The following is a 12,998-nucleotide window of genomic DNA, read 5'->3' on the forward strand; positions in this document are numbered from 1 at the left end:
ATCACGGTCCTAGTCATCCGGTTCGCCGTCGGCGGACGGGCCGGATGCTCCGCCTCCGGCGGACGGGTCTGATGCTCCGCCTCCGGCGGACGGAGCTGATTGGCCCAGCCAGTGCTCCGCGAGCACATACACCGGGCGGGTCAGCAGATCGAAGACGTCGAGCGTTCCGAGCAGGTCGTCACGGAACCACGGCAGCGTTTCGGTGACCGCGTCGGCCAGCGCGCCGTAACGGCCCCGGTAGCTCATCAGCACTGCCCGCATCGCTGGTGCCCGTAGCCGCTGAACGAAGCGGCAGTGCAACAGCGTCAACCCGGTTGCTGTGCCGTCCTTGGTCTCAGGAATGTGGAACACCGTGCGGCCATCGCTGCCGCGGGCCACGGTGACTTCCCGCTCGTAGGCGGCACGGTGCTTGCTGCCGCGCAGCTGCGGATTGGCCACCGTGCGCGACTCGATGCCCAGCGCGGTGCCGCCCCGGTCGGTCAGCCAGATCGTGACCTCGGGACTGCTGGCCGAAGCCACGTCGCCTTCGATGCGGTAGCGCGACCAACCGGTGACCTGCGCCACGGCGAGGTCCAGGGCAGCCAGGGTGCGCAGGGTCGCGTACGACAGCCGATCCCGCGGGGCCCCAGCCTCAAGCGCCGCCGACACCAGCATCGAGTCGAGCAGTGTCTCGTCGGCTCGCGAGATGCCCACCGTGACGGTCTTGGCCTGGTGCTTGATGGTGTCGATCGGCCGGGTGAGCTCGTCGATGGCGATGTTCAGGGCATCGGTGAGGTCGTCGATGACAACCGAGGGTCTGCCTACCTTGCCCAGGTCAAGTTGGTACATCTCGAGCGGCGCCACCCCTGCTGCGTAGCGCAGCACCGCACCGAGGCGAGCGGCAGTGCCCGCCCGCAAGTGGCCGTCGTAGTTTCCGGCGCGCACACCGTCGCGGAAGCGGTTGGCCGCCAGACGCAGTCGCTCCGCCAGCACGCCGAGCAGATCGTCGTCGGGGCCTCGTGGCCCCAGCAGAGTCCCGTCGGTACGTGGGGCCGCGAGCAATGTCGAGTCGCCGTCCCCGGCCGCGAGCAGCGATTCGTCGCGGCCCCCAGCCGCGAGCAGCGATTCGTCGCGGCCCCCAGCCGCGAGCAGCGATTCGTCGCGGCCCCCAGCCGCGAGCAGCGATTCGTCGCGGCCCCCAGCCGCGAGCAGTGATTCAGTGGCTGCGCGCATCTCGTGCAGCGGATCGGCGAGGGCGTCGATGGTCAGCGCCGCTTCGTAGCCGTACAGGTGGCCTGCAGCCGTCGCGAGCACGAAATCCACTGCGGGGTGCACCGCGGGAACTTCCAGCAGTTCTGCCGCCGCATCGAAGCGGCCCGTTCCAGCTGATGCGATGACGATCGGTGTGGCCCGGTGCGCCCGGTAGATCGCCACCTCCTTGGCGGCGTCGGCGGCGACCGAGCCGCTGAGCCCCGTAGCGCACACCCAGATGAGTGGTTCACACGAGAGGTCGATGTGTTTCTTGTCCTCGGTGCTGTCCTCGGCAACGGCGTGGTAGCAGACCTCGGAGAGCTTGATGCGGATCTCACGCGATGCGATCCGGTTGGCGCCGTTGCCCACCACTGCCCAGTGGCGGTGGGTACCCACGTGTCGACGGGCGATCCGGGCGATCTCGTCGTGTGACGCCAACACCACCTCGAGCGCCGCCGGCAGCTCGCCCAGAGCACCGAGCAGTTCGCTGATAGCACGCGCCGTTTGGGCGTCGTCGGGGCGAACCTCTGCGGCAATGGCGGCGGCGAGCAGCGCGCAGGCCGCAACCTGTGCGTAGAACGCCTTGGTCGACGCCACCGACATCTCGACGTCGCGCCCGTCCGACGTGTAGAGCACGCCGTCGGATCGATCGGTCAGGTCGCTGCCGCGCCGGTTCACGATGGCGATGACCGTTGCTCCCCGCGAACGCGCCAAGTCGACGGTGCGATTCGTATCGGTGGTGGTGCCCGATTGGCTGACTGCCACGACGAGCGTGTCCGACAGGTCAGAGCGCAGGCCAAAACCACTGAGCTCGGTGGCGAGCGATGCCACGGTTTCGAGGTTTTGTTGGCTGCGCGACGGTTCGAGCAACGTCTCGCAGAAGTGCGGCAGCGACGCCGCGGCCACGGCCGCAGTTCCTTGGCCGATGGCAACGACCCGGCGGATGGAGCCGTCACGCAGACGGTCTCGCACGTGAGTCGGCAGCACGTCGGGACCGAGACGGGAGTGCAGCAACGCGTCGGCTGTCTCAATACGGCCACGCAATGTGGCCCGGAGCGACCTGGGCGCCTCGCGGATCTCCTTCAGCAGGAAGTGCGGGTTGTCGCCCCGGTTGATGTCGCGGGTGGTCACCTCGGCAGTGACGATGCCGCCGGGTTCGACAGGCAACTCAGTGCCGTCGTAGGAGAAACGTCGTAGGGCAGTGAACTCAGCCGCCGCGGGTTCGCCAGCCGCTGGAGGAGGCGGCGTGCCGACCAGCATGATCTGGCCCCGGCTGCCGACAGGGTTCGCCGGATCGGACGGGGTTTCGCCGTCAAGGCGGACGTACTGGCGGCATTCCTCCACCAGGCCGTACGGCTCGCTGGCAACCACGTACGACTGCCCCGCCGTGCCGACATAGAGCGCCTGCCCGCTTCCCCGCAACGCCAGCGCCACAACATCGGGCACCTGCGAGGTGTGCGCCGCAATCGCCACCGAACCCTCGAAGCTGCTGACGGCATCAGCGAAGGCTTGCCGCAGCTGCTCTGACCCAGCAGGAGTCGATTCGACGTCACTTCCGACCGCAAGCGCTTGGCCCAACATCGTGGGAATGACCTTGGCGTCGGTGGTGATCTCGGGCGCAATCGACAGGCGACGCTGCGCGATCAGGTCGGCGTAGTTGTCGACATCACCGTTGAGCACAGCGGCCACGTGACTGCGGTCGCCCGATCCGGTCCAGGCATCGAGCGGGTGGGTATTGGGGACCGAGACGATGCCGATGCTCGCCCAGCGGGTGTGGCTGACCACCACCACCTCGGCGCCGTCGACGCACAGGGTCCAGCGCAGCAGGCTGTCCTGACGGATCTGCGATCGCAACGCCGAGGTGTTGTCGCCCAGTTCGCCGATTTCCGAGGCGGTCTTGTAGACGAATGCGAGGCCATCGGGAGTGTTCCGCACCGCGCCGGTACCGAAGAGCGGATCCGCCAGTCGCACGCTGTGGGAGCTTGCAGTGGCGCCTTCAGCATCCGCGTCGAGGCGAGCACCCCGCACGAACACCTGCAAGCCGGCCGAGTCCCGGCCTCGCACCTCGAGCCGGTCGAGCGCAGAAAGCGCGACCTGGATCGACCAGAGTCCCCCGATGGCTGTCGGCGGAGGCGTGCCACCCCACAGCCCGACAAGCTCCCGGGCCATCCGCAGGCGATCGCGTCGTAACGCGAAGGCGTGGTCCTTCAGTTCGCCCAAGGCGGCGTTGATGCGTTCAATGCGATCAAGCTCGCCGTCTGGCTCGTTCTGAGCCTCAGACAACACTTCGCCCGCATCGACGGCGCCGTCGATTTCGGTGATGTGCGCATCCACCGTCGCCAGGGCGGCTTCGATGTCGAGCACACACTTGGCATCATCGACCAGCAGGCGGACTCCCGGAAGCGATCGAAGTGCCTCGTCGGCCTCTCGCAACAAGACAGCGCCAGCTTCAAGTTGTTCGGCGAGGTCGCGGCCGTCAGCACCGGCGGCCGAGGCGTCGCCAGTTGTTACCGCAGCAAGCAGGGCCGCTGCGTCATACAGCAGCGGTACGACAGCTGACGCTTCCAGCGCATCCCGGTCGTCGCGGCGCCCGATGACGGCCACAATCCCGCACACACCAGCGAGGGTACCGAGCACCCGGACACCGCCCCGCCCGGTGTCTCTCGGCCGGCGGCGGGGGTTTGGGTTGCGTGATTAGATAGGTGGCAGCAACTCACAGGGGGGTTTCGCCATGGCCATTAGGGGCGTCATGCGAGCCGGGTATGTGCAGGTTCGCGTCACTGACATGGATGCCAGCATCGTTCACTACCGAGACCGGATCGGCTTGTCCGTCGTCGGCACCGGTGACGACGGCCGCGTCTACCTCAAGGCATACGACGAGTTCGACCATCACAGCGTCATTCTGCGGCCCGCCGATAAGCCCGGCATGGACTTCATGGGCTTCAAGGTACGCAACGACGACGACCTGACCGAGCTCACCGACAAGCTCTACAACCACGGCGTGGCGGTTGACCACCTCGAGCCGGGTTCGCAACCCGCACTGGGTCGTGTCGCCAGCTTCACGATCCCGGCGGGGCACACCATCCACCTCTATTCCGAGATGGCGATTGCCGAGCGGACGCCGCCGACGCACAACCCTGACGTGTGGGACTCCGAGCCCCGGGGCATGCGGGCCACCCGCATGGACCACTGCCTGCTGTACGGGCCCAACATCGCCGAGACCGTGGAACTGTTCACCGAGGTGCTGGGCTTCGAGCTCGCCGAGGTGGTGGTCGCACCGGACGGCTCCTACATCGCGCCGTTCCTCACGTGCGCCAGCAAAGCCCACGACGTGGCATTCGTCCATCACGACGACCCGGGGATCTTCCACCACGTTTCGTTCTATTTGGAGAGCTGGAACGACGTCGCCCACGCTGGCGACGTCATGAGCCGGTACGACATTCCCGTGGACATCGGCCCGACCCGCCACGGCATCACCCGCGGCCAGACGATCTACTTCTGGGATCCGTCGGGCAACCGCAACGAGGTGTTCTCGGGCGGTTACATCTACTTCCCGGACAACCCCCAGCGGACCTGGGATGCCGAGCAGCTTGGCAAGGGCGTGTTCTACGTCGACCGCCGGCTCAACGAGGCGTTCCTGAACGTTTACACCTGATCAAGCGCGGTGGGACGCCGCATCTACGGCGTTCTTAGAAGCTGGTCGCTCGCACGAGCTGGACGAGGCGGTCCGCAATCTCGGCTGCCTCGCTCTCGGTCGGCGCTTCGACCATGACACGAATAGCCGGCTCGGTGCCGCTCGGGCGCACTAGCACCCGCACATCGGGTCCCGCCTGCGCAGCAATCTCATCGACCGAGCGGCGGGTCTCGTCGGACAATGACCCTGCGCTGGCTAGCACATTGCGCAGCACCTGCGGAGCGCTCTGCATCGCCGCGCCTGCAAGATCACTGCTCGTGCGGACCGGTGAGCCGGCCACACCGCGGCGTATGACGAGGTCGGCCAGATGGACTGCGCTGCGCAGCCCGTCACCGGTCGTGGCCTCGTGACGAAAGACCACGTGGCCTGACTGCTCGCCCCCAAGGCTGTAGCCGCCGGTGTCCAGCGCTTCAAGCACAGCACGGTCCCCCACTGCGGTCTCGATCACCTCGATGCCAGCGGAGGCCATGGCCCGGCGCAGCCCCAGGTTGGACATCACGGTGACGACGAGCGTGTTGCCCTCAAGCAGGCCGCGCTCGGCCATATCCAACGCGAACAGCACCATCTGGCGATCGCCGTCAATGAGGTGTCCATCGCTGCCCACGGCGATCAGCCGGTCACCGTCGCCATCGAATGCCAACCCGAGGTCCGCTCTCTGCTCGACCACCGACGCCTGGAGCGCAGCCGGATTCACCGAGCCGCAGCCGTCGTTAATGTTGCGACCGGTGGGCTCACAGAACAGCGCCGTGACCTGTGCCCCCAACCGTCGCAGGACCGCAGGCGCGAGCGAGGCGCTGGCCCCGTTGGCGCCGTCCATGACGAGGCGGAGGCCGTCGAGCGTGCGCCCATCGATGGCCTCGCGCAGCGACATCTCGTACGCAGCAAGCACTCGGGCCGTCTCGCCGGTCGGAGCAGCTCCGACCGCTGCGCTGGCGAGACTGCGCCGCCGGGCAACATCGGAAGCTGATGGGCGGTCGCCGTGGGTGAGTCCCACGCGGTCGAGGTGGTGCGTCACGGCTGACTGAGCGTCATCGTCGAGCTTTGTGCCGCCCGGCGCGAACAGCTTCACGCCGTTGTCAGTCCATGGATTGTGCGACGCGGAGACCATTGCTCCCGCTGAGCTCTCGAACCCGGCGCCAAAGGCCACGACCGGCGTGGGCACGACGCCGAGATCGACGACCTCGGCACCCGTTGCACGGAAGCCCGCTATGAGCGCACCCGCCAGTGCGGGACCCGATGCGCGCGTATCGCGGCCTACGACCCAGCGGGCGTCCGCTGCACCGGCTCCGAGCGCCTGGTTGGCCGCACGCCCGATGGCGTGCGCGACCACCTCGTCAAGTTCTTCGAACGCCAGCCCTCGAACGCCGTCAGTTCCGAAGGTGGGTATCACGCCAGGCTTAGCGCTTGGAGTGCTATCGCTTGGAATATTGGGGCGCCTTGCGGGCCTTCTTGAGGCCGTATTTCTTGGATTCCTTCTTGCGGTCGTCGCGGTGGAGCATCCCGGCGGACTTGAGCGTCGGCCGCATCTCGGGATCCATCACCAGCAACGAGCGGGCAATACCCAGCCGCAGCGCACCCGCCTGGCCGGCTACACCGCCGCCGTCGACAGTGGCGTCGACGTCGTAACTCTCGGTGGTCTCGGTGAGCCGCAGCGGCTCAGTGATGTTCATGCGGTGCACTGACGAGGTGAAGTACTCGTCGAACGGGCGGCCGTTCACGCGAACGTTGCCGCCGCCGGGTTGAAACCTCACCCGCGCGACGGCGCGCTTGCGACGGCCTGTGGTCTGCGTCAGCGGTACGGGCACGAACTCTCCGTGTTTGGTTTGGAGCCTCAGCGCGCCGAGGCGCCAGGCAATTGCAGCGGTTGGGGCTGCTGGGCGGCGTGGGGATGGTCTGGTCCGGCGTACACCTTCAGCTTGCGCAGCTGGGCCCGGCCGAGACGGTTGTGGGGCAGCATGCCCCTGATGGAGCGCCGGACAGCGTCGGCGGGGCGGCGGGCCAGCAGGTCGCCGTATTTCTCGCTGCGCAGACCGCCCGGGTATCCCGAATGGCGGTGCACGAGCTTCTGCGTCGCCTTGTCGCCGGTCAACACGACCTTTTCGGCGTTCACCACCACGACGTGGTCGCCGCAGTCGATGTAGGGGGCGAAGGTCGGCTTGTGCTTGCCGCGCAGGATTCTGGCCACCTCGGTGGCCATGCGGCCGAGCACCATGCCTTCGGCATCGACAACGAACCAAGCGCGTTCGATCTCAGATGCTTTGGGGGCGTAAGTGCGCACGCTGGAACTCCGCTTGGGGTCGTCGATGAGACCTCACGAGGCTACCGGCGCTCAGCCAGTTGCCGTCACTGGTCCAGATGCCCTCACCGGCACAGTGTCGCGGCCGGCCCGCAGCAGGGTTCCGGGGCGGGCATCGGTGAACTCGCCGCCGCTGACGGCAACCTCGCCGTTCACCAGCACGGTGTCGATGCCATCGGCCTCGCCGTAGAGCCGCCATGCCCCACCGGGCAGGTCCTCGCGCACCTCGATCGGGCGCGGCGCGACCGCGTCGGGATCGAAGACCACCACATCGGCGTGCCAGCCTTCGGCCAACCGTCCCCGACCTGCAAGGCCGTACAGCCGAGCCGGGATGTCGGTCAGCTTGTGGATGGCGTCCTCGAGCTCCAGCATCTCGCGGTCGCGTGCAGCAGCCAGCAAGTACGTCGAGTAGTTGAACGTCGCCAGGAAGTCGAGGTGGGCGCCCGCATCGGATGCCCCGATCACGCAGCGGTCGTCGTTCCACAGCTCCTGGCGCAGCGCCCAGCTGTCGTCGTCGTCCCCTGCGGCTCGCGGGTAGAGACCGGTCTTGAGATCGTCGGCCACGACCAGATCGCAGAGCGCATCCCATGGCGTGATGCCCTGCTCGTCGGCAATCTCGCCGATCGTGCGGCCCTCGAAGTGCGTCAGCTCGGGCTTGGTGACTTCGCCGACCGTCAGGCGTTCCCAGCGAGCCAAGCCCCGGAACGCGCTCGGCTGCTGGGCGAGATCGTTCAGCTCGGCCCGGCGCACCGGGTCAGACAGCAGCCGCATCTTCTCATCAGGCGGCAGTGACATCGGCTCGGCCCAGCCGTGCAGCGTGTCGAGCAGGAAGCCGCTCTCGAAGCACAGGCGGCTGACGGCGGGCATCGGCGCCGTGAGCGCCAGCACGCGCCCCCCTTGGCGGGCCGCGAAGTTGCTGGCCTCGAGCTTCTGCGCGATGGCGTCTCGATGCCGGCCGTTGGCGAAGATCACGTTCCAGTTGAGCGGCCGGTCCGCAGCCACCGACATGTCGGTGAGCAACTGGTACACGTCGGTGTCGAAGCGTTCGATGGTCGGGATGAATTCAAGCGCGACTGCAGGGCTCGAGCGCAGCACCGAGCACAACTCGATGAGCTCGGTGGTCGAGGCGTGACGCGACGGCACTGCCTCGCCGGACGCGTCGTTGTGGGTCTTGGCCCACGACGAGCTGAAACCCAGCCCGCCAGCGGCGATGCTGTCGGCCAGCATCTTCTTCATGGCCTCAAGTTCTTCAGGCGTGGCCTCGTGCCCGACAGAGCGCTCGCCCATCACCACTCTGCGCAGCGCGCAGTGGCCCACCAGGAACCCGGCGTTGGGCATGAGCGTCCCGTCGATGGAGTCGAGGTACTCGCCGAAGCTGCGCCAATCCCACGGGACGCCTTCCTGCAGAGATGCAAGCGGCATGCCCTCCACCCGGGCGAGCATCCGCATCAGGTAGTCGCCGTGGTCGGGCTCCAGCGGGGCGATCGTGAAGCCGCAGTTGCCGCCGATCACCGTGGTGACGCCGTGCAGTGGCGACGGGGACAGCGTCGTGTCCCAGAACACCTGCGCGTCGAAATGCGTGTGGATGTCGACGAAGCCGGGTGCGACGACCATGCCGTCGGCGTCGATGGTTCGCTCCGCAATGCCCGCCGCGCGCACCGCCTCGTCGCCGATGGCCACGATGCGGCCATCTCGAATGCCGATGTCGCCGTGGCTTCGTGGCGCCCCGGTGCCGTCGATGATCGTGCCACCCGCAATCCTGATATCGAGCATCTGCCCCGTCCCCCTCACAGATGGCCTCTGCGAGCCGGTCCCGCGAAGCTGAAGGCGAAGTTACCGTGCCAACGGTGAACGAACATGAGTCCGAGCACCGCACAGTGCGGCTGGATCTCTCCTACCGCGGCACCGGCTTTCGTGGCTTCGCCGCCAATGAAGGCGTGCGCACGGTTGCAGGCGGTCTCAACGCGGCGCTGGAGCGGGTCCTCGGCGAGGCGCCCCCGGTGACCGTGGCAGGTCGCACTGACGCGGGAGTTCACGCGACAGGTCAGGTGGTGTCGTTCAAGATCGAGAGCGAGGGACTGCGCCGAATCGGCGATGGCCAGCCTGGTGATCGTCTGGATCGCCTCGCGGCTTCGCTGAATCGCCTGCTGAATCCTGAGATTGCCGTAACGGGCGCTGCGTTGGCCACAGACAGCTTTGACGCGCGTCACTCGGCCAGCGCTCGGGCCTACGAGTACCGCATTCGCAACGCAGCGCATCTCGACCCGCGCTCCGCCGACCTCGAATGGCATGTGCCCCAGCGCCTGGACGTCGACCGCATGAACGCTGCGGCCCGCCACCTCGTCGGCGAGCACGACTTCACGTCGTTCTGCCGCCGGCCGAAGGATCGTCCCGACGCGTCGCTGGTGCGGACCGTGGCGCAGGCGCACTGGTCAGCTGAGGGCGCGCAGTTGCTATTCGAGATTGAAGCGAATGCCTTCTGCCACCAGATGGTGCGAGCCATTGTGGGGCAGTGCGTTGCGGTTGGCCGCGGCGATCGCTCAGCCGACGATGTACCCGCCGTGCTGGCTGCGCGCCGCCGGGACGCGGCCGCGCCGATCGCGCCGCCCCACGGGCTGACCCTCGTGGCGGTGCGTTACCGCGACGAGGAATTCTAGGCGAGGCTGGTCGCCCGGCTCACTCGGCGGTGCGGAACACCTCGATGCGGTTGTCGAGGTTGAACAGCAGAGCGGCGTACTGCTGCACGTCGTCCGCCGTCACCTCGTTGAGCGCCTGCCGTCGCTGAGCCGGCGTGCCCACGTCTGCGTCGTCGAGATGGTGACGTCGCAGCAGCGGGTTGATGATCAGCGAATTGGATTCCAGCACGTAGTTGTCGCGGATGACTGCGAGCGCCTGGGCGAGATCGCGCTCTGTCGGACCGTCGGCGATCAACTCGGCAAGAATCTTGATGACTTCGGCGTGACCGGCCTCGAGGCCCTCCGAGGCACCGGTGGAGAAAATCCGTGCCTCCCAGGTTCCCACCGCGTCGTTCGGCGACACTGATGCTCCGACGGCGTAGGCATCGCCGAGCTCCTCGCGCACCCGCACGGTGAGCAGGTCGTTGATGACCGCAGCAGTCACGTCGGCAATGACCAAGCTCTCGGTGGTGATCGGTGCCTCAGCGCCGAACATGACGTCGAAGCCCGCCGCGCCGGCATCGGCGTCGACCGCGATCGTGATGCGCTTGACGCCGGAGGGGAAGCCCGGACGATGGTTCACGAACGTGTCAGAGGCACCGGACGGCAATGTGCCGATGTAGCGCGCCGCCAAGTCGGCCACGGTGGCACGGTCGATGTCGCCCACGACTGCCACCACCAGGTCGTCCACGTCGCTCAGCCGCGCTTCGTACAAGCCGAGCAGCGACGAGGTCGTCGTGGCGTCGATCTGGTCTTGCGTGGCAATGAACTGGTACCACGGGCTGCCCTGATAGAGCGCATTAAGCAGCGCCAACTGCGAGATCCACCGCGGGAAGGTCTCGGCATTCGCGAGTCGCGTCTGCATGGCCTGGACCTGCTCATTGACCGCCACATCGGTGATGCGGGGCGCGGTGATGTACAGGTGCATGAGCGTGAACAAGGCCTCGAGGTCTTCAGAACCCGTCGCGCCGGAGAAGCCCTCGGAGAACTCGGCGATGAACGGACTGACCCGGGCTGTCGTCGTGGCGAGGTACTCGTCCAGCTGTGTCGCGGAGGCATCCCCCACGCCGCTGGAGGCGACAGCTCCGACCGCATGCCGGGCCAGCGCGGAGTCGCCTTCGGACAATGTCGACCAGCCACCCAAGCCCTCTGCGCGGACGTTCACCTCGCCGGCCGCAATGTCAGATGGCGCGAACACGACGCGGGCGCCATTGGGGAACTCCCACTCGTACGCGTCTTCGAACAGGTCCAGCGCGCTTTCGCGTGCGGGAGCGACCGGTTCGGGCTCCTGCATCAGGACGTCAACCGCCTCTTCAGCCTCCGGCGGCGCCAGTGGCACCACGGCTTCGACCGCCCCAAGGAGCTCTTCCGCGGTCGGCACCTGGGATGGATCGGGTCCGATCGACACGACGAGCGGCGGCGCCTTGTCCAGCACCCAGCGCAGATGCGCAGTCAGCTCGGTGACCGAGTAGTTGCCCAGGAGAGCCCCGAGGCGGTTGACCCGGTCCGCGGTCGACGAGATGTCTGCTCCCGAGAGGAAGTGGTCGACGTAGCTGAACGCGTACTCGCCGTCCTGTCGGGTCTCCTCGCTCTCGAGCTGGAACTCGAGCGACGTGCGGAAGGCGCTGACGGCCTGGTCAAGCTCATCGGGCCTAAAGCCGAAGTGAGCCGCCCCTTCAACGACCGCGAGATAGTCGGTGGTCGCCTGCACCAGATCTGAGCCTTGGTAGTTGGTGCCGACCAGGCGCAATCCCCGGGCCGCCGCGAAGGTATCGATGTGCGGCTCGGTCGCCTGGGACATCAAGCCCGCTCGGTGCGCGGCGTCCAAGCGGATGTCGAGCATCCGTGTGATGAGGGTTTCCATGAGCCGCAGCCGCTCGCCGCCGACGGTGCCAGCAGGCCATGCCGGCAGCTGCCAATCCAGCGATATGTAGATGGGTCCATGGTCAGGGTGGGTGACGACGCCGGTAACCGGCTCGGTCACGAATTCCACGGTGAACGCGTTCCGGTCCGGCTGAGCCGGCGCCGCATCGGTGCGCGCGGCCCAGTCTCCGAAGTGCTCGACAACCAGCTGCTCCATCTGCGTAACCGGCAGGTCGCCCACCACGACGACGGCCATGTTGTCGGGCCGGTACCAGGTTTCGTAGAAGTCACGGAGCTGTGCGGCGGTGACCGACGAGATGGACTCCTCGCTGCCCCCGATCAGCATGCCCTCGTAGACCGTGCCCCTGTAGTAGATCGCATCGAGGAAGTTCGAGATCCGGCCCGAAGCCGACTCGTCTCGCAGCCGGTACTCATCGAGGATGATGCCGCGTTCTTCCTCGACATCTTCGGGGAGAATCGTGGCAGCCGACGCCCACTCCGACAGCACCGTGAACGCAAGATCCAGTGCCTCGGGATCGTCAAGCTGGAAGTCCAGGATGTAGACGGTCTCGTCTGGACTGGTGAAGGCGTTCAGGTCGGCGCCGAAGTCGGTGCCGAAGTCGCGCAGCACCTGATCGAGCTCGTTCTTGGAGAAGCGCTCCGTGCCGTTGAACAGCATGTGTTCCAAGAAATGCGCGGCGCCCTCAGCCCCATCGGGATCCTGCACCCCGCCTGCGTTCATGACCAGATGCATGACGACGGCCTCGCCGGGCGAGTCGTTCGACCGCAGGTAGTAGGTGAGGCCGTTCGAGAGCTCGCCGATCAGCACGTTCGAGTCGACCGGTAGCAGGGTCGCATCCGGATCGGCGGGTTCGTAGTCGTTGAACTCACCCAGATCGACCGGATCGCCGATGGGCTCCAGCTCGTCTGCGGGATCGGGTTCGTCGGCGGGCTCAGGTTCCTCTGCCGGGGAGGGCTCGTCGGCTTCTTCGGGCTCAGCGGGAGCCTCGGGAGCCTCCTCGTGGACTTCGGACATTTCGTCGTCGGCCTCGCCGGGAGCGGGAACCGCGTCGTGAGCGTCGGGTGCGCAGGCCACCGCCAGCAACACGGAGGCAAACAGGGCTGCGAACAGCCTGCGCCAAGAGGTGGTGTTCATCGGCTGAGTCGCCTTTCGGACGAGTTGAGCAATGCCGCGTGCGCGGAGAGGGAGCCGCAGCACAGCAGGCGAGCGGCACAGGAC

At 67.2% G+C, this 12,998-nt stretch carries 8 protein-coding genes; 2 read left to right on the forward strand and 6 right to left on the reverse strand.

The features are described 5' to 3' along the window. Positions 1-9: 9 nt before the first annotated feature. The gene (locus ACPXYO_RS00585) at positions 10-3,846 is read right to left on the reverse strand and encodes an SIS domain-containing protein (protein WP_423915828.1); all 3,837 of its coding nucleotides are present in this window, start codon (positions 3,844-3,846) and stop codon (positions 10-12) included. A gap of 115 nt (positions 3,847-3,961) precedes the next feature. Between ACPXYO_RS00585 and ACPXYO_RS00590 the strand changes: the two genes are divergently transcribed. Further along, positions 3,962-4,885, forward strand: a complete 924-nt coding sequence (locus tag ACPXYO_RS00590) for a catechol 2,3-dioxygenase (protein ID WP_423915830.1) — start codon at positions 3,962-3,964, stop codon at positions 4,883-4,885. 34 nt (positions 4,886-4,919) lie between these two features. Here ACPXYO_RS00590 and ACPXYO_RS00595 read toward each other — a convergent pair whose 3' ends face one another. The 4 genes from ACPXYO_RS00595 to ACPXYO_RS00610 are packed head-to-tail and all read right to left on the reverse strand — an operon-like array spanning position 4,920 to position 8,993. Further along, positions 4,920-6,314, reverse strand: a complete 1,395-nt coding sequence (locus ACPXYO_RS00595; RefSeq protein ID WP_423915832.1) for a phosphoglucosamine mutase — start codon at positions 6,312-6,314, stop codon at positions 4,920-4,922. A gap of 22 nt (positions 6,315-6,336) precedes the next feature. Beyond that, positions 6,337-6,729, reverse strand: coding sequence for a 30S ribosomal protein S9 (gene rpsI, locus ACPXYO_RS00600; RefSeq protein WP_423915833.1), 393 nt, complete (start codon positions 6,727-6,729; stop codon positions 6,337-6,339). Positions 6,730-6,755: 26 nt separating this feature from the next. Beyond that, positions 6,756-7,202, reverse strand: coding sequence for a 50S ribosomal protein L13 (rplM, locus tag ACPXYO_RS00605; RefSeq protein WP_423915835.1), 447 nt, complete (start codon positions 7,200-7,202; stop codon positions 6,756-6,758). Positions 7,203-7,253: 51 nt separating this feature from the next. Further along, complete coding sequence (locus tag ACPXYO_RS00610; protein ID WP_423915836.1) at positions 7,254-8,993, reverse strand: N-acyl-D-amino-acid deacylase family protein; 1,740 nt, start codon at positions 8,991-8,993, stop codon at positions 7,254-7,256. A 74-nt stretch (positions 8,994-9,067) separates the two neighbouring features. Here ACPXYO_RS00610 and truA point away from each other — a divergent pair, with 74 nt between their 5' ends. Next, entirely contained in the window at positions 9,068-9,877 is an 810-nt protein-coding gene (gene truA, locus ACPXYO_RS00615; RefSeq protein WP_423915838.1) for a tRNA pseudouridine(38-40) synthase TruA, read from the forward strand. 19 nt (positions 9,878-9,896) lie between these two features. On the opposite strand, the gene ACPXYO_RS00620 is transcribed toward truA, so the two are convergent. After that, complete coding sequence (locus tag ACPXYO_RS00620; RefSeq protein ID WP_423915840.1) at positions 9,897-12,914, reverse strand: M16 family metallopeptidase; 3,018 nt, start codon at positions 12,912-12,914, stop codon at positions 9,897-9,899. Positions 12,915-12,998: the final 84 nt, after the last annotated feature.

The organism is Candidatus Poriferisodalis sp. (genome assembly GCF_965237655.1).
Taxonomy (GTDB): Bacteria; Actinomycetota; Acidimicrobiia; order Acidimicrobiales; family Poriferisodalaceae; genus Poriferisodalis.

Bases quoted from the DNA above. Each gene is read 5' to 3' on its own strand.
- ACPXYO_RS00590 (WP_423915830.1), top strand. From the start codon at position 3,962: ATGGCCATTAGGGGCGTCATGCGAGCCGGGTATGTGCAGGTTCGCGTC.
- ACPXYO_RS00610 (WP_423915836.1), bottom strand. From the start codon at position 8,993: ATGCTCGATATCAGGATTGCGGGTGGCACGATCATCGACGGCACCGGG.
- ACPXYO_RS00620 (WP_423915840.1), bottom strand. From the start codon at position 12,914: ATGAACACCACCTCTTGGCGCAGGCTGTTCGCAGCCCTGTTTGCCTCC.